The organism is Streptoverticillium reticulum (assembly GCF_047456005.1).
Taxonomy (GTDB): Bacteria; Actinomycetota; Actinomycetes; order Streptomycetales; family Streptomycetaceae; genus Streptomyces; species Streptomyces reticulum.
The window spans coordinates 92,128-114,291 of the sequence record NZ_CP179755.1 but is presented as its reverse complement, the minus strand read 5'-3'; the positions used below and the strand labels follow the sequence as shown (position 1 = coordinate 114,291).

Here is a 22,164-nt window from a genome sequence, read left to right as displayed (position 1 = left end):
GCACCCGGCCAAGGCTGCGTGGTCAGGTGCACGCTCACCGACAGCGGCGACGGCCGCTACGACAACTTCGGGAGGGGAACGGCGGCATCGTGCCCCGCCATGGCCGTCGGCTCCGACTCGACAGGCGCCGAAAGGATCGTCGCGACCCTCTCGGGCATGCCTTCGCTGACGTTCGTCGATGCGGACGGCAACATCCACACGTCCGACGCATTCTCCGAGAACGGCGGGCCCACCAGTCCGGTACATGGACTCGCCATCGCGAAGAACACTTCCCGGGAATACTGGCTGAGCTCTCCCGGCGCGGGCTGTGTGGTCCTCTTCGACGCCAAGAGCGGCGAATTCTCCAAGAACCCCGTCCGCCTCGACGGCACTGCGACACCCGGACATCTCGCCATCACCGAGACCGCCCAGGAGCGAGTCCTATGGGTGGCGACCGACGACGCGTACCTCATCAAGTACGACCTCGACCGCAAGTCCCAGCAGAAGGTCAGCACCGACGCCGTTCCCGACCGCCTGTTCGCGATGCCGGACGGCTCGCTCTGGTTCACCATGCCCTCCGCCGACGCAGTCGACTGCGTTCCCCCCGGTGCCGCGCACACCACCGGCAGTATCAACACCGGCAAGGGATCGAAGCCGTCGGGCATCGCGACGGATACGAACTCCCAGCTGTGGGTCGGGCTGGAAGGAACCGGGGAGATGCTCCACATCTCGAAGTTCCGGCTCACCCCTAAGGAAGGACAAGGGCAGGAGACGGAAGTCGGCACCCGCTTCACACATCCCCTTCGGGTCAAGGCCGGAAATCTCGACGGTACCCCGGTCGGAAAGGCGACCATCAAGTTCGTTCTCAACGGTGATCAAGCACGTTTCGTCGGGGGCGGCACAACCGACATCAAACCGGTGCAGGAATCCGGTGACGAGATGGGCATCGCCGAGAGTGCGCTACTGGAGGCGAAGCAGCCCGGGCAGGTGGACGCCTCGGCCGAGTGGCTGGAAGAGGACGTCTTCACGCCGTTCGAAGGCATTGTGGTCAAGGAAACCATCGGATCGCCGGATCACCTGGGGTACCGCTCGGGCGCGGGGCAACATGCTGCAGTGGGCGAGAAGTTCCCCGCACCACTCAGCACCGTGGTGCAGGACAAGCACGGCGCGCCCGTGAGGAAAGCGAAGGTCGTCTTCAGGGTCAGGGATGATTCCGCCTCCTTCGAGGACGGCTCCGGTGTCACGGAGGCCATCAGCGGAGCGGACGGCGTGGCCACCACCTCGCAGTCCCTCATCGCGGGCCCGGTAGTCGGCAGGTTCATGGTCGAGGCACGGGCAGTGGGCGCCGAGGCCGGCGTGATCTTCAGCGAGTACATCACCGACACAGTTCGTCGCGCCGACACGGTTCGTCGCGACGGCGCAAGCCGATGAGACTCGCAGCCGCGATCAGCGGGCTGGACGGTCGTGCGCTCCGTGCGGACCCGCGCCCCGGCCCCGGCCGGTGCACCCTCATCCGGGTGGGGCCGACCCCTAGGGGGCGCCCTCTGCCGCCCCCGGTCGGTTCCCCTGGCTCCCCGGCGGTCCGGTGCCTCTCACAGACGGGGCCCGGGCGTCCGCGGTCCGGGCCTGGTCAGGGCTCGGTCCGGGGTGTCCGACCGGGGAGGTAGACGGGACCGGCACTCCAGAGGGACGGTCGGCGCGAGATCCGGCGGAACGATGGAGGAGTAGCCCACCCCGTCCCTTTTGCGAAAGTGAGCCTCCCCGTGAGCCGTTCGTCCGCCCTCGCCCTCACCATCGGCGGCGTCACCGTCCTCGGTGTCGCCGCGGCCTTCGCCGTCCCCGCCGCCAAGGACTGGTACGACACCCGTCACCAGCAGACCTCCGCGTACTCCACCGGTGCCGAGGCCAAGCGGGAGCGTACGTCGGTGCCGCGCTGGCTGCCGGACGAGGCCACCTCCGTGAAGTACTCGATGAAGACCACCGGGGGCCAGAGAGTCCTGGTCGCCTCGCTCGCCGACGGCAAGCTTCCCGCACAGTGCAAGCCCCTCACCGGCTCTTCCCCTGATGCCGAACTCGCGACGGACTGGTTCCCCAAGGGCGTCAAGGGCAAGGCAACCGCCAAGTGCGGCCTCTACTACGCCTACAACGACGGGAACACCCTGACCGCCTGGGCCACCCACCAGGAATGGATCGACGCCGACGCCCCCTGACCCACCACCCTGCAGGACATGACCGGGAACATCCCGGGCCTGCGCCACCAGCGGCGGACCACGTCACCGAGGGATGCAGGGTCGAGCACACCAGCACCCCGAACAGGCAGTGCCCCCGCCCACGTTCAGGCCTGGTGGTTCTCGTGGTCGCAGGCGGTGTGCGCGCATGACTGACTGATCGCGCATGAACCTGGCCCCTCACCAGGCCCTTTGGAGTCGATCATCTAGGCTGACGCGGTGACTGATGAGCAGGAGCGGGTGCAGCCGTCGGGAGTGTGGGCCACGGCGGTGGGGGTGGCCAGGGTACGGGCGCTGGAGACCGAGCGGGAGAACGCGCTGTTCCGCGACCCACTGGCACAGGCCTTCGCCGCCGCCGGCGGCCTGTGGCCCTCCTCGCCGCCGCCCGATGACGAGGCCGCGCGACGCCGCCGGCTGGCTGTGTCGCTCTCCATCGTCATCAGGACGAAGTTCCTCGACGACCTGTTGCAGCAGGCCTCCGCGTCCGGGGTCCGGCAGGTCGTGCTGCTCGGCGCCGGCATGGACAGCCGGGCCTTCCGGATGGACTGGCCCGAGGGCACCCGGCTGTTCGAGGTCGACACCGCCGCGCCACTGGACTTCAAGGCATCGGTGCTGCGCCAGGAGCGGGCCGTCGCACGCTGCGAGCGGATCACGGTCGCGGCGGATCTGCGGGAGGACTGGCCGGGCGCGCTGGCCGCCGCAGGGCACGACCCGGCGGTGCCGACCGCGTGGATCGCCGAAGGACTGCTGATCTACCTGTCCCAGGACGCGGTGGAGCTGCTGCTGGCCCGGATCAGCGCGCAGTCGGCGACAGGCAGTCGGATGGGGCTGACATTGGGCTCGCGCGGCGTGATCGAGCGCTTCGGCGCGGATGCCGCGCCGGGATCGGCGGCGTCCATGTGGGTCTCGGAGATGCCCGACGACCCGGTGGGCTGGCTGGCCGGGCACGGCTGGGAAGCCGGCAGCCACACCCTGCGCGAGCGCGCCGCCGCCTACGGCCGCCCGCTCGGCACCCCGCCGCAGCGCGAGGAGCAGCCCGGCGGACTGATCTCGGCGGTCCGCCTGTAGGGCGCCTCCCGGTTCCCTGGATGATCGATTCCAAGGGGCCTGATGAGGGGGGCCAGGTTCATGCGCGGCCGGCCGGACACGCGCGCACTGGGGTGCGCGTCGCCGCGCCGCGTGGTGGCCGGTTCTGAGCTGTGGGGGCGGGGTGGCGTGCAACCACTCGGGGGTGTGGAGTGTCTGGGTGGGCACGGAGACGGCCGTCCCGCGTACATCCATCAACCGGCACCATGCGACTTGCGACTTCCACGGAGGACACAGTGAAGCGTGCTGTACGTACCCGCGTTGCAGGAGCGGCGCTGCTCGCCGCCGCCACGACCGTCACCGGACTGGTGGCGGGCACCGGGACGGCCGTCGCGGCTCCGGCCCCCGCCGCCACGTACAACCAGGAGTGCGGTACCGGCTACAAGCAGGTCAACCAGATCCCGATCCCGGACCGTGGGACGGTCATCCTGACCTACAACGCCGCCACCGGCAGGAACTGCGTGGTCACCAAGCGGAACAGCTCGACCGGATCACGGCTGTGGGTGGGCTCCTGGCTCCAGCGCGACAACGACCTGAAGTCGAAGCAGGAGCAGTACGGCTTCTACACCTCGTACGCGGGGCCGGTCTACCTGGACGCCAGGGGCAAGTGCGTCGACTGGGGCGGCGAGATCGACGGCTACGTTGTGGCCCGCTACAAGACCAACTGCGCCACCCTGGCCCCCACCGGGCAGCAGGCCCGCTGACCCGGGACCGAGGCGGTGAGCGGCGGCGGGCGGAGGGCCGTACGGCCGGGCCTGTTGCTCCGCTCGCCGCCGCCTGAGCCTGGGGGAGGGGCCGTCACGCATCCGGTACCGGGCGCCTGCCCACTGTTCCGGCAACGGGAAGGGACCAGTTGGTCTGACCGCGTGTGACATGCCGCTGGCGGCGTAATGGTTTCCTTCGTCCGTTGGGACGGGCCAGTCTGTGCGTCGTTGATCACGGTTGTGTCAGGAGCCCGTGGGTGTACAGGTCGTGTGAGCGGATCCGGCGGGGCAGTCGACTGGATTCGGCGGAGTCGGGACGGGCGCCGGCTCCGCGGTACAAGGTGTCGCGGAACACGACGGCGAAGGCGTTGACCTCTGTCACGGGTGCGGCCGCGGTCCTGCTCTGCCTGGCTGCTGCTGCCGGTGCGGAGAGGACCGGGCGGGCCGGGCAGGAGGCGCAGGGGCCCGAGTGTCCGGCCGCGCTCGACTGCCGGTTCGTACCGGCTGCCGCACGCAATTACCAGAACGCCACCCGGCCGGGGAACGGCATCAGGATCGACACGATCGTGAATACCTGGCCATCCAGCTCAACCATCGTCTCGCCCTGGTGAACGCCGATGATGTCGACCTGGTCAGGGCTCAGCCGGAATGCAGCCGCAAGGGATGACGAAGGGGATGACGAAGGGATGACGGCCCTGGCAAGGGCCCAGGAAATTCCGCACAGTTGTCGTTCCCATTCCCTACTGGGCGTTTGATCATTGGTGCAGCGACCGGGCTCGTCATCGCCGCCCGCACTCAACTCCGGCTCACCCGGTCACTCGTGACGGACCTGCCCGCTGTTCACCCGAGCAGTGCTGCCGCACATTCCTCCGCCAGGTCCTCGGCGTGCGGCGGCAGCGGCTCATGGGCCTGGAAGTGACGGCGGACCAGGGAGAGCGGGAGGTCGACGAGGGCGAGCGTGACTCGTTCGGCGGCTTGGGGGCCTGTGGCGCCGAGCGCCTCGGCGAGGGCGGTGACAGCGCCGAGGGTACGGCGGTTGCCCTCGGTGGCCCGGGCGGCGTGTTCTTCGGACCAGTCGGCGCGGCCGAACTGCCCGGCGCCGTAGAGCAGCAACGTGGCCTCGTCCGGGTGCGCCCGGCACCAGGCGACGATGTGCCGGGCGGCCGCCCGGCCCGCCCGGCGGGGGTCGTTGTCGGTGGTGAGGGCGGTGCGGTACCCCTCCTGGAAGCGTTCGACCGTCCGCAGCCACACCTCGGCCAGCAGGGCCGTCCGGTTCGGAAAGCGGTGGTAGACCGAGCCGCTCGGGGCCCCGGTCTCCTTGGCCACGGCGGACATGGTCACGCCGAGGGGGCCGACGGTGGCGGCCAGGCTTACAGCGGCGTCGAGGAGGAGCGAGGTGTCGAAGCGGACTGGTCTAGGCATGTTCTAGAGGGTACCCTCTAGAACATTAGAGAGAGGTCTCTATAACGAGAGGGCAGGTATTCCCGTGAGCGTCTTCAACGTGCATGAGCGCGTCCTGGCAGCGAGCACGAGCCAAGTCGGCGCACTGATCGACACCCTGGGAAGCCGCGACGACCTGCTGTGGCCACGCCACGGCTGGCCTCCGATGACCTTCGACCAGCCCCTGTCCCCGGGCGCCAAGGGCGGACACGGCCCAGTGCGCTACACCGTCACCACATACATCCCCTCCACCTGGGCGCGCTTCACCTTCCGTGCGCCACACGGCTTCGACGGATTCCACGAGTTCACCGTGCTCCCGCTTGACAAGGAGCGGACCGTGCTGCGCCACACCCTGGCGATGGACGCCCGGGGCACGGCCCGTCTCACGTGGCCAGTCGCCTGGCGGCCATTGCACGACGCCTGCCTCGAGGACAGCCTCGACCGGGCCGAACTGGCCTGCACAGGGACGGTGAAGCGGCCGGCGCGCTGGAGTCCGTACGTACGGCTTCTGCGGACTCGCGTCCATAGCGCGCGCTGAACAGGGGGCGCCGGTTCAACGGGGGTATCGGCGCCCCCCATCCGCCCACCAACTGCGAAGTCCTGCAACCCCCTCACGGGTCGGCCGCACCACCGGGCAAGGATCAACCCCACCTGCGACAGCCGCGGCGGCAACCCCCGCCGAGGACCGCGCCGCCCGAGTCGTGGCGATCAACGTGCTCTCGGCCGCCACGGGTTCGAGACCCTCGACCACACCGCGCAGACGCGTCGGGCCGTGCAGCATGCGGGGTGCGGCCGGTGCTGGAACACCTGCGGTAGCGCCCGCCCCACCCGTGTACGGGGGGTGTCCCCATGGTGGTCGTGCGGCGTCCGCTGCTTGGCTTCTCTCCGTGGCGGGTCACCTTCCCGCTGCAGGGGAACAAGGGGGAACCAGAGCAATGCGCATGTTCGCAAAAGCATGCCGGATCGGTGCGGTGATGACTGCCGTCACAGCCGTCTCGGCCGGTGTCGTGGGTGCGGGGCCTGCGGGCACGGCCCATGGGGGCGGTCGCTATGGACATGGTGTGCTGCAGGCGGACGTCCGCAGTGTGCGGGCAGCGGGCGGGGACGTCGCCGTCCTGGCGGAAGCGAGCGCAGACCGGGAGACCGTTCGTGCACGGACGGGGACGCAGGTGCCGTGGGACGCGCAGTTCCGCACGGCCAGCACCAGCAAGACGTTCACGGCGGCGCTGGTCCTGCGGCTGGTGGCCGACGGCAGGCTGTCGCTGGACGACACCGTGGAGAAGTGGCTGCCCGATGTGGTGTCCGGCAACGGCAACGACGGCACGAAGATCACCGTGCGGGATCTGCTCCAGCAGACCAGCGGCCTGTTCGACTACGTGCAGGACCCCGAAGTCGCCCGTGCCGCCATCGAGGACTTCGAAGGGCACCGCTACGACACGACGCCCGCCACGCAGTGGGTGGCGACAGCCACGCGGCACCGGCCGCTGTTCGTACCGGACCACGCGCACCCGCGCTGGGCCTACTCCAACACCAACTACGTGCTCGCCGGAATGATCACCGAGAAGGCCGGAGGGGCAGGCTGGCGGGAGCAGGTGGAGAGCCGCATCATCGCGCCGCTCGGCCTGCGGCACACCTTCGTTCCCGGCGTCGACCCGTTCCTGCCCGGCCCGCACGCGCAGGTGTACCTGCGCACTCCGGACGGCGGGCGGCTGGACGTGACGGAGCACAGTCTGCAGCACACTGCGGACTCCGGCGTCGTGAGCACGACGGCCGACCTGAACACGTTCTTCCGCGCACTGGTCACGGGCCGGCTGCTGCCGAAGGACCAACTCGCCGAGATGCAGCGGACGGTGGCCCGCACGGGCGCCACGGACGACCTGGCCGAGTGGCCGGAAGGCGGGTACGGGCTGGGACTGCGCTGGAATCCGCTGTCGTGCGGCGGCGGGTACTGGCACCACGAGGGGGACGGCTTCGGTTCGTACACGCGCACCGGCGTCACGCCGGACGGGCGACGGGCGGTGGCCGTCTCGGTGACGAGCTCGGGCAGCCGCCCGGACCTGGTCGCGCTCAACAAGGCGACCCGGAAGCTGGTGGACCACGCGCTGTGCGGGACGGGCCACTGAGCCGTGGCCCGCGGCCCGGCGATGCCTGCGCGTGCCCTGTTCCGGGGGCGGGCAGGCGCGGCGGTTCGGGTTTCTGCCGGCCCGCGTTCGGCGAGGGCGACGAGGTCGTCGTACGCGTCGCAGAGGGCAGTTGGGATGAAGCGTTCACAAGTGGCCGTGATGTGCAGCGATATGGCGTGACGAGGATCGTTTCCCGCGGTCCCCGCTTCAGGCCGGCCGGCGGCTGGAGTCCAGCCATTCCGCGTTGTTCCACATGACGGGCATGGCGCCGACGGGTTCGAAGCGGATGCCGGGGTCGTTGCTGTGGACCAGGCAGATCACGCGGCGTCCGAGTACGGCGGCCTGGCGGGCCTGGCCGGCGATGATGTCCAGGACGGTCTGGGCGGTTTCGGAGTGCTTGGCGGCGAACTGGTCGTAGTCGTTGAAGACCAGCACCAGTCCGGCACCTTCCGGAGTGTCCGTGTACCCGCCATGACAGGCCACGTCGCGGAGGCAGTCGTTGAGCGCGTCGAGGTTGTGGCCGTAGTAGTCGGGGAAGCCCAGGGCCGCGGCGATGTCATGGTGCAGGCTGTCTTCCGCTGACCAGTTACCGGCTGCCAGGGGCACGATCCGGTAGCCGTGCTCGCGCAGCCACTCGGTGGTTTCCTCCAGCAGGCTGCGACGCCAGAAGAGCGTGACGAAGGTGTCCGACATGAGGCGGAGGGAGAGGTCTTCGTTCATGCCGGTACTGTGAGCCGACTGTTGCACGGTCTCACGCCGATATCGGTCCAGCAGCCGGAAGAACTCGTCGACGGGCGTGGACCCTTCGGGCGTCGCTCGTTCGATCCCGGCGGCCCAGCCGAGAGAGCTGGAATACCCGAGCTGCTGCCCGAGCCACTGGCTGAACGGCCCATCGCTCCAGAAATCGAAGGGCTCGTCGACCGAGTGCACGCCCAGGGCGACCCGGTAGCCGACCAGCATCGCTTGCAGGTGACGGAGGGAACCGCCAGGAAGCCACATGCCCGGCCTCAGACGTACTTGCTCCAGGAAGTCGTGCACGTCAGTGCACTCCTCCCAGTGCTTGGATTCACTCTGAGGTCCGTCGTTGTGCGGCATGAAGCCAGCCTACGGTGCACGTGGGAACGATCTGTCCGTGGCGGGCATCGGGCCTGGTACTCCAGCTGCGGTTCGCTGTTCCTGTCGGTCGGAGCTTCGGGCCCAGTTCCGACCAGAGGAAATGCCAGGTCCTTGAGACCGCAGTTGGGCGACACTGCAACCCAGCGGTAGGGCCTCAGTTGGGCTCCACCGGCCTGTTCCGGAACGTGTGAAACGAGAGAAGTATGCGACTGATCGCTGTTGAAGAGCACTTCCTGCCGTCTGAGCATGTGAAAGAGGTGATGGCCGCCCAGGGGCTGCCGCCAGCAGCGGTGGACCCGCTGGCCGATCTCGGCGCCGGGCGGATAGCGGTGATGGATGCGGCCGGCGTCGACGTCCAGGTGCTGTCGGTGGTAGCCCCGGCCGCCCAGGAGGCGCCTCCCGCGCGTTCGGCAGACCTGGCGCGAGCGCTCAACGACCGTGCGGCCGAGGCGGTCCGCCAGTACCCGGGACGATTCCGCGCACTGGCAAGTCTGCCCATGCCCGACCCCGAGGCCGCTGCGGCCGAAGCCTTCCGCGCGGTGCGCGACCTGGGGTTCTGCGGACTCATCATCAACGGCCACACCGTTGGCCGGTTCCTCGACGGCGCCGAGTTCACCCCGGTCCTCGCAGCAGCGGAGGAACTCGGGGTCCCCGTGTACCTGCACCCGACCTATCCGCCGGCTGCCGTCACCGAGGCCTACGGAGCAGGCCTCGACCCGGCGGCCGCAGCATTGCTGATGACCGCGGGGTGGGGCTGGCACGTCGAGACCGGCATGCATGTGCTGCGCATGGTGCTGGGCGGGGTGTTCGACCGACACCCGCTTCTGCAGGTCGTCGTCGGACACATGGGGGAGAACCTGCCGTTCTCCCTGCTGCGCGCCGACTCGGTCCTCAGCCGTCTGCGGCCGGAGCACGAGTCCGTCGCCGACGCGGTGCGCTCCCACGTCCACCTCACGATCAGCGGATACACCACCGTGGCCCCTCTGCAGTGCGCGCTGACGGTGTTCGGAGCCGACCGGCTGATGTTCGCCACGGACTACCCCTTCGGAGACCCCGCCCAGCACGCCACATTCCTGGAAACCGCTCCGCTCAGCCCGGAGGACCGTCGCAAAGTCGCGCACACCAATGCTGAACGGTTGTTCGGCATCTGATCCGAGGGCTCGTTCCGGGACTGGCGTGCCACGATGTGATGGGCAGGGTGTGGTGTGGACGAGGGCGTACGGGCGGGAGCAGGTCATCGGCTGGTGGGCTCGTACCGAGCGCAACCGCCAGCCGGTCCTGGGCCGGCACCGGTCTGGCCGGGATCGCCTTGCCGGGATCGCCTTGCCGGGTCAGGCTCGGCGGGACCACAAGCAGGCCGCGGCAGGTCTGGACCGGGCGCTTGTCCGACGAAAACAGCGAGCCCCGGCGTCGGGGGCCGGCTATGGTCCTGGTGTGGCCGTCGCAGTGATCGCTCGCCGATTTACCGGCCCCCTGGCCCCCGAAGGGCGCCGCAGGGGCCGGACCTCGCCACGCCTGCAGAGCTGAGCCGACTGACCCCGTCGAGCGGTCGGACCCAGGGGCTGGGGGGTTGGTGAAACCCCGTCACTGCTCTTGGCCAGGAGGCCGACATGCCCGCTCACCTCTCCGCCGACCAGCTCGCCCACGACCTGTCCATCCGGGACCTCACCGACCCTGCCGCCGGCCCGCACACTCTCCAACTCGTCATCAACCACGCCGTCGACGCTCTGGCGAGCCACTGGGGCTGTGAGGTCCGCTGGTGCCGCGGCGAGCGCGCAGTCACCGTCGAGGACAACTACGACAACCTCGGCTACCGCACCGACGACATCACCCGCGACACCCGATACACCCGCTACGTCGACGACCGGAGCATGCTGCGCAGCCACTCCAGCGCGCTCATCCCGGCCGCGCTGCGCGCACTGGCCGCGGAACCGGCCGACGATGTCCTCCTGGTCTGCCCAGGACTGGCCTACCGCCGCGACAGCATCGACCGCCTGCACACCGGTACGCCCCACCAGCTCGACCTGTGGCGCATCACCCGCCGCCCGACCCCCATGACCACGGCCGACCGGGCTTGTAGCGGTCCGGCGGGGCGTGGAGTTCGAGACGCGCGGTCAAGGCTGCCTCGATGACATGGTCGTCCAGGAACGGGGCGGTGAGTCGTACCCCGTACGGTGCCATGAGGCGGTCGGCCAGCCGGACCGCCCGCAGACCTGCGCGTAGTGCAGGCGCTCGTGCTGCACGCGCAACGGCCCGAGCGGTTCGGGCAGTAGGTCAGCAGGCGGGCCGGGCCACTGGCGGCGAGGAAGCACAGACGGCGTCGGCGGCCTCGTCCAACGGCAATTTCGCAGGCGGTGGTTGCCGGCGGCGTGCGGTCGTCGCGCCGCCGTGCGCGTCGAGCAGCAGGCAATGGTCGCCGGGGACCGCATGCACCCCCTGCCACAGCGGAAGGTCGCCGAGCGGGTGGGGCACGGACGGGGGCAACAGCCGCAACGCCAGGGAGCCTTCGTCGACCGGAGCGCCGCAGACCGCGGCCGGCACGTCGGCGCGGTCGGCCGCAACCGCCCACCCGGCAACGCGGCAGTGGAAGACCCGGCGGGTGTGCGCCAGGGTGCCCTGCGCCCGGACCCGGCCCGCCGCTGAGCAGAGCAGGTGGTGCGTGCCGGGCAGGCGGGCCGCGAGCCGGTCCAGATCGTCGATGGTGCGCAGCCCGGTGAGCGGGGCGACGAGGCTGTCGAGGGCGGTCCCGGTCGGTCCGGCAGCCGCGACCCGTACGGCACCCGCATGCACGAAGGTCATCTCGCCGGGCGCCCACCGGCCCGGGAGCCAGGGGCGCCCGGAGGCATGAGGGATCTCCTCCAGGGCCCCGCAGCCACGCAGCAGACGCGCCGCGGTCCCGCCGGCATCCGTGTCGGGCAGGACTGCGAACCACATGCCGTCGTACGGGAATTGGGCTGCGCCAGCCGTCACCAGGCCTCGCTGTCCCGCGAGTCCTCCTCGACGTGTCCACGGCCCAGCGTGGCAGCGAGGGCGGCGACGGGCAATATTCCGGCCGGCCCCTGGAAGCCGGCCACCGAGCAGGGATGCGGGGGCGCGGCGGCTCTCCTCTGCTCTCCTCAGCCGCGGGGACTCCGTTCCCGGAGTGCCCGATGGGTGCGGGCGAGGTGGTCCTGGAGGCGGGCGTGGCGGAACTGGTAGACCGCGCCGGCCTGGCGGAGCACGCCCCGCTGGTAGGCGTCTTCGAGGAAGGCGACGACGGGCCAGGGCAGCCGGCCGGTCAGCGGCAGCCAGATCCGGGAGAAGACCACCCACTGGCCGTAGGCGGTGAAGGCGAACCCATAGCTGAGGACGCCGCCGAGACCGCTGGTGACACCGACCTGGACCGAGGACGAGAGGTTCCAGTTGATCGGCCCCAGGAGCGCCGACATGGGACGCATCATCACCGAGGCCCCGGTGCCGACCAGGAGCCCGAAGGCGGGCACCCAGAGGAGGAACTGGGCGGCGATCGTCCGGCGGTTCGCGCGCAGCAGGCCCATCGGATTGACGGCCGACCGGATGTCGAGCGGGGATTCGAGGAGGGCCTGGAGGGCGAAGGCGGGGCCGGTTCCCAGGGCGAAGACGGCTCCGAAGAGGATGCCGTCCTTCAGGCTGATGTTCAGGGATTCCGGGAAGCCGGTACGCAAGAGGACGCAGTGGAGCATTCCCCAGACGAAGCCGTAGCCGAAGCCGTAGAAGACCCCGGAAACCAGCCCGATCACGAGCCGGGAGGAGACGCTTCGCCCGGCACTCCGGGCCCCGCCGAACACCCTCACGCGCGAGCCGGAGGGCGGCACGGCGATGTCCTTGGCCGCGAACATGAACCAGTACGTGGTCCCCAGGGCGAGCCCGGTGAAGAGCCCCGCGGCCGCTGCGTTCACGGACTGGATCACGACGGTGTGCCAGGAGTCGGCAACGACGCCGGTCGCACAGAGGAGGAGCCCCATGGTCAGACCGACCGCCGTCGCGGCCACCAGCGCGGTCACCAGTGCACGTATGCGGCGCTGCAGCCCCGAACCAAGGCGCCACCACTCCAGGTCGGGGGTGCCGAGCCGGGCCAGGTGAACGGCGAGGCAGCCGAGCCAGTACCGGGCGCGTTCCGGGTCGACGTCCGCACGCGGCCCGCTGCCCGGCAGGTGCTCCGGCCGTGGACGGTAGGCAGCGGTGACGAAGTTGTCGAGGAAGTGCTCCTCCAACTGCTCGGGGCCGTCGAACCGCCGGGTGTCCAGGAGCGAGGCCGGGTCGTGACCGGGAGTGTCGCTGTAGACGGCGCGGGCGAGCGTGACCATCAGCGGGGTGGTCAGCACGGTGGCGAGGCCGGCACAGGCCCGGCTCTCCGGCCGTTCGCGCAGTGCGGTCAGAACGGGATCCCAGGCGGTTCCCGCGCGGTCCGCGCCTCGGGCCTTGCGCGTGCTGCGCGGCAGGTAGTCGGCCAGGTCGTCCAGGGTGAGGTCGGTGAGCTCCACCGCGGCGGCGGAGGTGAGCACATCGGTCTCCGCCACGGCGGCCGCGTACTCCGCGGGCCGGCTCGTGAGCAGCAGGGGCAGGATGGTGGCGTTGAGCGCCTCCAGCGCGGGGCGGCGCAGCCCGCCGGCGATCTCGTCGAAACCGTCCAGCACGGGGAGCACCCACCCGGACTCCACCAGCGCGGCGGCCAGAGTGGACCCGCCGGGGCCCGGGGCGGTGAGACCCGGGTGATCGCGGGTCAGCTGCGCGGCGAGCCAGTCCCGGAAGGTGATGGCAGAAGGGTCCCACGAGCCGATGCTGAAGATCACCGGGACGGTCTCGGTACGGGCCCTCGACTTCAGGCGGTCGAGGACGAACCGCACCGTGAGGATGGTCTTCCCCGAGCCGGACCGGCCCAGCACCACCAGCCGCCCGGACGGTATCCGCCGGTACACACCCACGATCTCGTCCAGCCGGCCGCTCAAGTCGAGCGGGCCGTGCGTGCCCCCGGCGGGCAGACGGCGGATGTTGGCCCAGTGGTCGATCAACTCCTCAGGCACCGGCCGCCAGCGCACCGGCAACGGATACGGGTCGTGGACCTGCCGCTGCTCCTCCTCACGCTGCCAACGGGCAGCAACCGCCTGCGCAAGCAGCCCGGCGACCTCGGCCAGGGTCTCGTACAACGCCGAACCCGGCTGCCCAGTAGCGGGTTCGACTTCGACGCGGTCGGTCGAGCCATCGGGCTGGTTCCCGTGCCCGGTCCGGCGGACGGCAGCCGCCAGCAACTCCTCGCGTTCCGCCGGCCGCAGTCCGAGTGCATCGGCAAGCAGCCGCACCGTGGTCACCCTGGGGTCGGCACGCTCTCCCGTCTCCAGCCCCCGGACGGTACGCACGCCCACTCCCGCGCGCTCTGCCAGGGCCTCCTGCGTCATTCCCGCGTTGTGCCGCAGTTGCCGTAACAGCGTGCTGAACTCGATGGCCACGGGCCATGACCTCCCCCTCGGACATGCGTGTGACGAGGCGAGGGACTCTAGCGCGGCCGCCAAGCCGCCAAGCCGCCAAGCCGCCAAGCCGCCAAGCCGCCAAGCCGCCAAGCCGGACAGCCGGACAGCCGCCAAGCCGGACAGCTGGACAGGGGGTCGGCCGGAATGCGGTGGGACCAGGCAACCGCAGTAATCGAGAGCCCGTCGGGCTACGCCGCCGCTTGCCCGGCGCGGTACTGGATGTGCAGGTTCGCGGACACGGGCCCGCGTGCACGGGGCCGGTGCCAGGGTCCCGAGCTCAGTTCGATGCAGAAGTGGTGGTCTTCGGCGTCGCGCAAGGAGGCGGTCCCGCCGGCGACGAGGTCGTGGACCGTGGCCGCCGTCGTGCGGAAGGCCGTGGTGCTGCCGATGACGAAGAGCGTGTCGGCGGCCCGGTCGAAGAGGAGGTGGTCGCGGGAGGCGTCCGTCCCGTGAAGGGGGTGGAGCCGTGCTGCCTCGTCGCCGAAATCGGGTTCGGGGAGTTTCGCCGTGTGCAGCTGCCCGGCACCCAGTCGGGCTCGCACGGCTTTCCAGCGGGACGTCGGGAACTGCAGACGGTGGTGCACCAGGACGAGGTCCAACGCTGCTGCCGGGTGGACCGGAGCCTCCGACAGGCCCTGGGGGACCGGGTTCTGCCGCATCGGCACGTACACCAGCGACCGCGGCGAGCGGGCCGCGAGGCCCCACGCCGCGACGAGCTGCTGCGCCGCCTCGCGATCGACATACATGTCGGCCGACCAGCGATCGTGGAGGTAGCCGCCGTGCGCGGGCCGGTCCGGGCGGAGGACGCGGTACTCGTCCGCGCCGAGCCGTACACGGTGGATCCTCATACTGTGCTTCACGGGAAAGGACCGTACGTCACGATCCGTCGTAAAGCACACTGAATACGGCTTGTCCGTCAACGTCCGGGGTGCTGAGCCCCTGTTGGGTTCCGCCGCCTGTGGACATCCGGCTGGCCGTATGCCTAAAATTTTGGCCGTGCGGTCAGAAAATCAACCTGGTGGTCAAACGAAGTCGGACGCGGAGCGTTCGTTCATCGAGCAGGCACGGCGGGCGCAGATCATCGACGCCGCGGTGGAGACGCTCGCCGAACACGGCTTCGCCAAGGCGTCATTGGCGCGGATCGCGCAGCGGGCGGGAATCAGCAAAGGCGTGATCTCGTACCACTTCGCGGGGAAGGAAGAGCTGCTCGAGCGCCTGGTGGAACAGGTCTACGAACGGCTGGGGGCGTTCCTGGCGCCGCGGCTGACGGCCCAGCCGGACGTGGCGGAGCGGCTGCGCACCTATGTGGAGTCGCTGGCCGAGTACATGCGGGATCACCGGGTCCAGCTGGAGGCGCTGGGGGAGGTGTTCAACAACGTGCGTGACGCGGAAGGGGCGTTGCGCTACGGGGTGGCATCGAGCGAGCCGCTGTACCGGTTCCTGGAGGAGACGTTCCGGGAGGGGCAGGAGAGCGGGGCGTTCCGTCCGTTCGATGCGCGGGTGATGGCGGTGACCCTCCAGTCCGGGATCGACGCGATGTTCGCCTACTGGGGTGCGCATCCCGATCACGATCTGGAGGCGCACGCCGGGGAGTTGGCAGATCTGTTCCTGCATGCGATGCGGGGGCCGGGGGAGGGAATGCGTGATGACGGAGTTGTCGGCGGCACCTGAGGTGTCGGCGGGGGCGGGGCGGGACGAGCGGTTGCCGTATGTGGACAACCTGCGGGTCGCGCTGACGGTGCTGGTGGTGCTGCACCATGTGGCCGTGACCTATGGTGACTTCCCGGTCTGGTATTACACGGAGGAGGCCGAGGATCCGTCCGGGAAGGTCCTGGACGTCTTCGTCATCCTCAACCAGGCGTTCTTCATGGGGTTCTTCTTCATGATCGCCGGTTACTTCACACCGGGCTCGTACGGGCGGAAGGGCCCGCGGCCCTTCCTGCGGGACCGCTGGAAGCGGCTGGGGATCCCGCTGCTGGCCTTTCTGCTGCTGATCCGGCCGATGGTGAACTTCGACTCGTTCGGCGCCGTGCGGGAGGCGTTCGCGGAGTCGGGGCACGGGCTGCCCTACTGGGTGTTCTACCTGGTGACGTGGGACGCGGGGCCGATGTGGTTCGTGGAGGTGCTGCTGCTGTTCGCGATGGTGTACGTCCGGGTACGGCGGCGCCGGCCGTCCGTCCCCGCGGTCACGGGGGTGCTGCGGGGGCGGTCGGTGGTGGCGTTCGGGGCCGGGCTGACGGTCGCCACCTATGCGTGGCGGATCGTCGTCCCCGCCGGGACGTACGTCCCCGTGCTCGGCCTGCCGACGCCCAACTACCTGCCGCAGTACGCGAGTTTCTTCGCGGTGGGAGTGCTGGCGTGGCAGCGGGGGTGGGCGGCGTCGCTCTCCCGCCGCGCGGGGCGCCTCGGCTTCGCCGTCGCCGCCGCGGCGACGGCCGGGTACGCCCCGGTGGCGATCCTGTCCCCGCAGCGGGCGCTGGACGGCCGGGGGACGTGGCAGTCGCTCGCCGCCGCGGGGTGGGAGTCGGTGTTCGCGATCGGGATGGTGATCGGGCTGGCCGTGCTCTTCCGGGAGCGGCTCGGGCGGCAGGGACCGCGGGGTGCGTTCCTCTCGCGGCACGCGTTCGCGGTGTATCTGACGCATCCGGTGGTGCTGGTGGGGCTGGGCCATGGCTTCCGGTGGCTGGACGCGCCGGCGGTGGTGAAGTTCGCGATCACGGGGGCGCTGGCGTTGCCGCTGTGCTGGGGGTTGGCGTGGGCGGTCCGCCGGCTGCCGCGGGCGGACCGGGTGCTGTGAGCCCTTGTACAGCCCGACGCGGCCACGAACACGATCGCGGAACAACTGCCACACCTCGTCCGGCACCAGGCGCTCAACGATCCTCACTTGTCCGGCGCCGAGTTCGGCTGCAGACCAAGGTCACCTGCGGCGCCGGCTCCTGCACCGCTGCCCTGGCCCTGGTCTTCGAGCTTGTCGAACGCCCCGAGGCGGTCGCGGCGTGAGCAGCTTCGCATCCCAGGCCATCAGCACCAGGCGGCTGGACCTGCTGCCGCTGCACGTCGAGCACGCCGAGGAAATGGCCGCCGTCCTGTCCGACCCGGCCCTGCACACCTTCATCGGCGGCACTCCGGACACCCCACAAGCCCTGCGCTCGCGCTACCAGCGCATGACCGCAGGCTCTCCCGACCCGGCCGTCTCCTGGCTGAACTGGGTGATCCGGCTCCGTGACGAGTCCTGCCTGACGGGCACCGTCCAGGCGACGGTCAGCCCCTCGGGCCACGACCACGACCACGATCAGGACCACGGCCTCGTCGCGGAGATCGCCTGGATGGTGGGCACCCCGTGGCAGGGAAGAGGCATCGCCACGGAAGCAGCCCGAGGGCTCGTCGACTGGCTCGGCCGGCGGCCGGTGCACACCGTCATCGCCCACATCCACCCCGAACACCGGGCATCCGCCGCCGTCGCCACTGCCGCCGGGCTCACACCCACACGCGAACGGCACGAAGACGAGATCCGATGGCACCGGAGGAACAAGCAATAACTTTGAACGATGAACTCCGGGCGGTTTCCCGTTCGTTGTGGGCAAACACCGCCTGCAAACGTCCGGTTCCGCACTACCGTGCTTCCATCATTGCTCCGACCCGCACAAGGAGACGTAGCCACGTGGGCAAGCACGGTGACGGCAAGGGCGGCGAGGAAGGCGACAAGCAGCAGTCGCCCCGTGAGAGCGACGGGCAGTGGGGAAGGCCCGTGACCGACCCGCCGAAGAAGAAACCTGGCAGATGAGCACTCCCGAGCGACTTGTTCAGATCCTCGCGAACAAGGGATCGCTCCCGCCTGCATCGCCCTGGGCCGGCGCCGTCGCCCAGGTGCGGCGGGAGCATTTCCTTCCCGACATCTTCGAAGCCGACAACCGCACCTTCGACCGCAGTCGCGACCCGAAGCGGTGGGCCTGGGCCGTCTACGCCGACCTCCCTCTGGTCACCCAGATCAATCAGGGCCAGGACCTCGGGGAGGACGCCTACGAACTTCCGACCTCGTCCAGCTCCATGCCGACGGTCATGCTCCAGATGCTCGACCTCCTCGATGTCCACGACGGCAACACCGTCTTCGAAGCGGGCGCCGGCACCGGCTACAACGCGGCCTGGCTCTGCCACCGTCTCGGATCCGGGCACGTGACGACCATGGACGTCGACCCGGGCATCACCAAACAGGCCGAAGCCAACCTGAACCGGGCCGGGTTCACCCCACGGGTCCTGTGCGGGAACGCCGAAGACGGCTCACCGGACGGCGGTCCGTACAACCGGATGATCGCGACGTTCACCGTCGCGGACATCCCCTACGCCTGGGTCGAGCAGACCACCGAGAGCGGCCGCATCGTCGCCCCATGGGGCGGAGGGATCCACCACTACAGCCACGCCGTCCTCGACGTGCACAACGGCCGGGCCTCCGGGCGCTTCGCCGGCTACCCCGCCTTCATGCGCACCCGCACCCAGCCCGCCCAGGGAGGACGGCTGCGCGACTTCTACCACCATCAGGACGAAGCCACCCCCAGCCGCACCGATGTGTCCCCCCGCGACATCAGCGGCGACGCCGACGCCCTCTTCTGGATCGACACCGCCGTCCGCGACGCCTGGCACCACGTCGGCGAGGCCGACGACGGCTCCGAGGAAGCCACCCTCTGGCTGTTCTCCGCCGACCACGCCTCCTGGGCCACCGCCGAGTACGTCCCGGGGCAGACCTCCTACGAGGTCGAGCAGTACGGGCCCCGCCGGCTGTGGGACGAGGCCGAAGCCGCCTACCGGAAGTGGGTGGCCCACGGCCGCCCGGAACGCGACCGCGCCGGCCTGACGGTGACCCGCGACGGACAACACGTATGGCTGGACAGCGAGGACAACATCATCGGCACTGTTCCCGCGACTTGGGCGCGCCCCGAACCGCAGTGAGAGCCGTCTACCGGATTCCCTGATTGGCCCCCGGCCTCCTGGCTGCTCGCGTTCACAAGTCGACGAACTGCCCCACCACCGCGACTTCCAAGTTCCAAGTTGCCGGCAGTCGTCGCGCTGCCTACGGCACGCCTGCCAGCGCGACGACGATGCACCCCACCCGGCTCGCCCTGACACCCGGCGGCAAGGTCACCGGACAGGCAGTAGGGGCTACTCAGCCGTAGATGGCCTTCGATGATTCGGTCATGCCGATCGCCTCTCAGCTCGCAGGGTGCAAATCCGCCCGGCCCGCACAGGACAGCAGAATGGCGGGGAAGCGGCCCGTGCATCGCATCTGATGGCACGGCTGCAGGACAGCAGCACACCGGCCGAAAGGCGCACCACATGACCACCGCCCCCACCACCCCGCTCACCGGCCGCCGCGTCGTCATCGTCGGCGGCGGCTCGGGCACCGGTCTGGAAGCCGCACGCCTGGCCATCGCCAACGGCGCACACGTCACGAGAGCGGGATCCGGCGGTTCAAGACCGGCAGGCAGTGGAACAGGAGGTGCCGCGGGAGTTCGGCGCCTGGTCAACCGTCCACAACCGCCTCTGGCAGTGGCGTGACGCCGGCGTCTTCGAGGCCCTGGCACAGGGAGAGTCCTGCGCTGCGAGTTCCGCTGACGCGCAGGCCGGGGGCGTCGGCGATATGGTGGAACCGGCAGTTGTTTTCTGCCGGTATATCCGCTGGTGAACCAGCAGGACGCCGCCCTCACCCTCAGGAGGGGCCGTGGCTACAGGCAAGGTCAAGTGGTTCAACGCCGAGAAGGGATTCGGCTTCATCGAGCAGGACGACGGCGGCGCCGACGTCTTCGTCCACTTCTCGGCGATCGAGGCAGGCCCGGGCTCGTACCGCTCCCTGGAGGAGAACCAGCAGGTGGAGTACGACGTCACCCAGGGCCAGAAGGGGCTGCAGGCCGAGAACGTCAGGCCGCTCTGAGCATCCCGTTACCGAGGGGCTGGGAGGACGCGATGACCCATCGGCATACCTTGAGCGTGCTCGACTGGCACGACGACGGGTCCTCCACCTCGTCCGTCTGGGTCGTCAGCGCCGATGAGCGCGAACGCGTCAGGGATTTCCTGGGGCGCGGACCGGACATGGAGGGCGTCGTCACCCCGGAACAGGCGGATGAGGCAAGGACGATCACACAGTCCTGGCTGACCTGCGCCAACGAGGACTCCCCGGCCTGACCGCCAGGGAGTCCTCACGCGCCTTTCGCCTCGTAGCGGTGGGCGACTGTCTCATGCTGTGACCATGAAGTTCACCGGCTCGTCGGTGATTCGCGTAGCATCTGCCACGCAATGAGCACAGGCCTGCCGCCCCAGCGCCTTTATCGCTGCGGATGCGGGCGCGTTCGCGTCGTTGGGCGGCCAGGACATCGGATTGTCCCAGGACGAGCAGGCCGGGGTGAAGCACGGCTCGACCTCGTTCCTCCCCGCCCACCGAGGTCCAGACATGCGAGACCGATCCCGTTGAACCGATGGGTCACGTCGCTCACCTGGACCAGACGCGCGATAACCGGGACGGTATTCCCACAGGCCGAGGTAAGACCATCATCGCGCGCGGAACCGCACCATGCTGATAGCGCCCTGCCGCACAATCCGCTGCAGCTTCTGACCTTCCTGTTCAAGATCCTCACTGGATTTCCAGGAGGGCTCGCATGGCCGACGCATTCAACACCGCCAACGGAGACACACGCGCATGAGCACCACCACGGGCCGTCTGTTCGGGGACGAGACCTTGGCCCATCCCCACCGCATTTACGCTCAACTCCGTGAGACGGGCCCGGTCCACCGCACGACCACACCGGGCGGCGCCCCGGTCTGGTTCGTCACCCGCTACCAGGATGTGCGCGCGGCACTGGCGGACCCACGGCTGTCCCTCGACAAGGCCAACGCCACGACCGACAGCACCTATCAGTCCTCGATGCCGTCCGAGCTGGACGCCCATCTGCTGAACATGGACCCGCCCGACCACACCCGCCTGCGCCGGCTGGTGTCGAAGGCGTTCACGCCACGCCGTATCGAGGGCCTGCGCGAGCTCATCCAGGCCCGCACCGACGAACTCCTGGACGCCGCCGCCGGCCCACCGATCGATCTCATGAAAACGCTGGCCTATCCACTGCCCATGGCCGTCATCTGCGAATTGCTCGGCATCCCTGCCGATGCCCGGCACGACTTCCGGGCCTGGACCAACACCCTGGTGGCACCGGAAGCGGACGCCGCGGTGGCCTCGAGAGCGGCCCTGAAGCAGATGCACCAATTCCTCGCCGACATCATCGCGGCCAAACGGGCCGAGCCGAGCGACGACTTCCTCTCCGCAATGATCGAAGCCCGCGACGCGCACGACCGGCTCACCGAGCCGGAACTGATCGCCATGGCCTTCCTCACCCTCTACGCGGGCTACGACAACGCGGTGAACCTCATCGGTACCGCCACCCTCGCCCTGCTCACCCACCCCGAGCAGATGGCCGCAGTCCGCGACGGCCGGATCCCCATCCGCGCAGTGCTCGAAGAGGCCATGCGCTGGAACTCGCCCTTCCCGCTGGCCGTACGCCGCTTCGCCCTGGAAGAACTCACCATCGCCGGAGTCCGCATCCCCGCCGGCGCACGCGTATGGCTCTCCCTCCTCTCGGCAAACCGCGACAGCGAACAGTTCACGAACCCGGACACCTTCGACAGCACCCGCACACCCGCACACCTCGGCTACGGCCACGGCATCCACTACTGCCTCGGCGCACCCCTCGCACGCCTTGAAGCCGAAACAGCCCTTTCCGCCGTGCTGCACCGCTACCCGAAGCTCGCCCTGGCAGCAGCCGCAGACCAGTTGACATGGGTCCCGTCGTTCCAAAAACGTGGCCTGCAGGCATTGCCCGTCACCTGGTGAACGGACAGGGCGCTCACGGGGGCGGCAGGAACAGGGGGACGTGTCTGGACAGTCGTGCGCGTAACAAAGGCTGATCGTACGGCCAACCTGTGGGCAGGCCGAAGGCCGACATGGTCGCGTTCGAGCGCGGAG

At 69.7% G+C, this 22,164-nt stretch carries 22 protein-coding genes; 17 read left to right on the top strand and 5 right to left on the bottom strand.

The window, feature by feature from the left end; translation table 11 throughout:
* The first annotated feature begins 99 nt into the window (after positions 1 to 99).
* From ACMATS_RS00520 to ACMATS_RS00500, 5 genes are all read left to right on the top strand, one after another.
* Positions 100 to 1,410: a hypothetical protein gene (locus tag ACMATS_RS00520; protein ID WP_414166418.1), complete on the top strand. Its 1,311-nt coding sequence runs from the start codon at positions 100 to 102 to the stop codon at positions 1,408 to 1,410.
* Between the two features lie 332 nt (positions 1,411 to 1,742).
* On the top strand, positions 1,743 to 2,189 hold the full coding sequence (locus ACMATS_RS00515; protein ID WP_390780974.1) for a hypothetical protein: 447 nt from the start codon (positions 1,743 to 1,745) through the stop codon (positions 2,187 to 2,189).
* Positions 2,190 to 2,462: 273 nt separating this feature from the next.
* On the top strand, positions 2,463 to 3,275 hold the full coding sequence (locus ACMATS_RS00510; RefSeq protein ID WP_414170623.1) for a class I SAM-dependent methyltransferase: 813 nt from the start codon (positions 2,463 to 2,465) through the stop codon (positions 3,273 to 3,275).
* Between the two features lie 254 nt (positions 3,276 to 3,529).
* Positions 3,530 to 3,997, top strand: coding sequence for a spore-associated protein A (locus tag ACMATS_RS00505; RefSeq protein WP_390780975.1), 468 nt, complete (start codon positions 3,530 to 3,532; stop codon positions 3,995 to 3,997).
* 368 nt (positions 3,998 to 4,365) lie between these two features.
* Positions 4,366 to 4,608: a hypothetical protein gene (locus ACMATS_RS00500; RefSeq protein WP_414166417.1), complete on the top strand. Its 243-nt coding sequence runs from the start codon at positions 4,366 to 4,368 to the stop codon at positions 4,606 to 4,608.
* A gap of 229 nt (positions 4,609 to 4,837) precedes the next feature.
* Here ACMATS_RS00500 and ACMATS_RS00495 read toward each other — a convergent pair whose 3' ends face one another.
* Positions 4,838 to 5,419 carry a TetR/AcrR family transcriptional regulator gene (locus ACMATS_RS00495; RefSeq protein WP_414166416.1) on the bottom strand — a complete coding sequence of 194 codons (582 nt, stop codon included), beginning with the start codon at positions 5,417 to 5,419 and terminating at the stop codon, positions 4,838 to 4,840.
* A gap of 64 nt (positions 5,420 to 5,483) precedes the next feature.
* On the opposite strand from ACMATS_RS00495, the gene ACMATS_RS00490 reads away from it, so the two are divergent.
* Both ACMATS_RS00490 and ACMATS_RS00485 read left to right on the top strand, forming a co-directional pair.
* On the top strand, positions 5,484 to 5,975 hold the full coding sequence (locus ACMATS_RS00490) for an SRPBCC family protein (RefSeq protein ID WP_390780978.1): 492 nt from the start codon (positions 5,484 to 5,486) through the stop codon (positions 5,973 to 5,975).
* A 523-nt stretch (positions 5,976 to 6,498) separates the two neighbouring features.
* On the top strand, positions 6,499 to 7,560 hold the full coding sequence (locus ACMATS_RS00485; RefSeq protein WP_414166415.1) for a serine hydrolase domain-containing protein: 1,062 nt from the start codon (positions 6,499 to 6,501) through the stop codon (positions 7,558 to 7,560).
* A 207-nt stretch (positions 7,561 to 7,767) separates the two neighbouring features.
* On the opposite strand, the gene ACMATS_RS00480 is transcribed toward ACMATS_RS00485, so the two are convergent.
* Entirely contained in the window at positions 7,768 to 8,598 is an 831-nt protein-coding gene (locus tag ACMATS_RS00480) for a barstar family protein (protein WP_414166414.1), read from the bottom strand.
* A gap of 281 nt (positions 8,599 to 8,879) precedes the next feature.
* On the opposite strand from ACMATS_RS00480, the gene ACMATS_RS00475 reads away from it, so the two are divergent.
* A complete protein-coding gene (locus ACMATS_RS00475; RefSeq protein WP_414166413.1) occupies positions 8,880 to 9,827 on the top strand; it encodes an amidohydrolase family protein in 948 nt (315 codons plus the stop codon).
* A gap of 459 nt (positions 9,828 to 10,286) precedes the next feature.
* Positions 10,287 to 10,808: a hypothetical protein gene (locus ACMATS_RS00470; protein WP_414166412.1), complete on the top strand. Its 522-nt coding sequence runs from the start codon at positions 10,287 to 10,289 to the stop codon at positions 10,806 to 10,808.
* Positions 10,809 to 10,950: 142 nt separating this feature from the next.
* On the opposite strand, the gene ACMATS_RS00465 is transcribed toward ACMATS_RS00470, so the two are convergent.
* The 3 genes from ACMATS_RS00465 to ACMATS_RS00455 all read right to left on the bottom strand — a co-directional run bounded on the left by ACMATS_RS00465 (position 10,951) and on the right by ACMATS_RS00455 (position 15,022).
* Complete coding sequence (locus tag ACMATS_RS00465; protein WP_414166411.1) at positions 10,951 to 11,646, bottom strand: hypothetical protein; 696 nt, start codon at positions 11,644 to 11,646, stop codon at positions 10,951 to 10,953.
* Between the two features lie 146 nt (positions 11,647 to 11,792).
* Positions 11,793 to 14,141: a helix-turn-helix domain-containing protein gene (locus ACMATS_RS00460; protein ID WP_414166410.1), complete on the bottom strand. Its 2,349-nt coding sequence runs from the start codon at positions 14,139 to 14,141 to the stop codon at positions 11,793 to 11,795.
* 209 nt (positions 14,142 to 14,350) lie between these two features.
* Entirely contained in the window at positions 14,351 to 15,022 is a 672-nt protein-coding gene (locus tag ACMATS_RS00455) for a hypothetical protein (RefSeq protein WP_414166409.1), read from the bottom strand.
* Positions 15,023 to 15,071: 49 nt separating this feature from the next.
* On the opposite strand from ACMATS_RS00455, the gene ACMATS_RS00450 reads away from it, so the two are divergent.
* From ACMATS_RS00450 to ACMATS_RS00415, 8 genes are all read left to right on the top strand, one after another.
* Positions 15,072 to 15,833: a TetR/AcrR family transcriptional regulator gene (locus ACMATS_RS00450; RefSeq protein ID WP_414166408.1), complete on the top strand. Its 762-nt coding sequence runs from the start codon at positions 15,072 to 15,074 to the stop codon at positions 15,831 to 15,833.
* Positions 15,808 to 16,959 carry an acyltransferase family protein gene (locus ACMATS_RS00445; protein ID WP_391155095.1) on the top strand — a complete coding sequence of 384 codons (1,152 nt, stop codon included), beginning with the start codon at positions 15,808 to 15,810 and terminating at the stop codon, positions 16,957 to 16,959. Before ACMATS_RS00450 ends, ACMATS_RS00445 begins: the two co-directional genes overlap by 26 nt.
* A gap of 199 nt (positions 16,960 to 17,158) precedes the next feature.
* Positions 17,159 to 17,701 (top strand): GNAT family N-acetyltransferase, encoded by a 543-nt coding sequence (locus ACMATS_RS00440; protein WP_414166407.1) that lies wholly within the window; start codon positions 17,159 to 17,161, stop codon positions 17,699 to 17,701.
* Between the two features lie 122 nt (positions 17,702 to 17,823).
* Positions 17,824 to 17,946: a hypothetical protein gene (locus tag ACMATS_RS00435; RefSeq protein ID WP_414166406.1), complete on the top strand. Its 123-nt coding sequence runs from the start codon at positions 17,824 to 17,826 to the stop codon at positions 17,944 to 17,946.
* Positions 17,943 to 19,106, top strand: a complete 1,164-nt coding sequence (locus ACMATS_RS00430) for a methyltransferase domain-containing protein (RefSeq protein ID WP_414166405.1) — start codon at positions 17,943 to 17,945, stop codon at positions 19,104 to 19,106. The genes ACMATS_RS00435 and ACMATS_RS00430 overlap by 4 nt, the downstream gene beginning before the upstream one ends.
* A 769-nt stretch (positions 19,107 to 19,875) precedes the next feature.
* Positions 19,876 to 20,085, top strand: a complete 210-nt coding sequence (locus tag ACMATS_RS00425; protein WP_018537546.1) for a cold-shock protein — start codon at positions 19,876 to 19,878, stop codon at positions 20,083 to 20,085.
* A 32-nt stretch (positions 20,086 to 20,117) separates the two neighbouring features.
* Entirely contained in the window at positions 20,118 to 20,336 is a 219-nt protein-coding gene (locus ACMATS_RS00420) for a hypothetical protein (RefSeq protein ID WP_390780991.1), read from the top strand.
* A gap of 511 nt (positions 20,337 to 20,847) precedes the next feature.
* Entirely contained in the window at positions 20,848 to 22,032 is a 1,185-nt protein-coding gene (locus tag ACMATS_RS00415; protein WP_390780992.1) for a cytochrome P450 family protein, read from the top strand.
* The last annotated feature ends 132 nt before the right edge of the window (positions 22,033 to 22,164 follow it).

Coding starts and splice junctions, on each gene's coding strand:
- ACMATS_RS00520 (WP_414166418.1), top strand. CDS start 100: ATGGCCGTCGGCTCCGACTCGACAGGCGCCGAAAGGATCGTCGCGACC.
- ACMATS_RS00495 (WP_414166416.1), bottom strand. CDS start 5,419: ATGCCTAGACCAGTCCGCTTCGACACCTCGCTCCTCCTCGACGCCGCT.
- ACMATS_RS00475 (WP_414166413.1), top strand. CDS start 8,880: ATGCGACTGATCGCTGTTGAAGAGCACTTCCTGCCGTCTGAGCATGTG.
- ACMATS_RS00470 (WP_414166412.1), top strand. CDS start 10,287: ATGCCCGCTCACCTCTCCGCCGACCAGCTCGCCCACGACCTGTCCATC.
- ACMATS_RS00445 (WP_391155095.1), top strand. CDS start 15,808: ATGACGGAGTTGTCGGCGGCACCTGAGGTGTCGGCGGGGGCGGGGCGG.
- ACMATS_RS00430 (WP_414166405.1), top strand. CDS start 17,943: ATGAGCACTCCCGAGCGACTTGTTCAGATCCTCGCGAACAAGGGATCG.
- ACMATS_RS00420 (WP_390780991.1), top strand. CDS start 20,118: ATGACCCATCGGCATACCTTGAGCGTGCTCGACTGGCACGACGACGGG.
- ACMATS_RS00415 (WP_390780992.1), top strand. CDS start 20,848: ATGAGCACCACCACGGGCCGTCTGTTCGGGGACGAGACCTTGGCCCAT.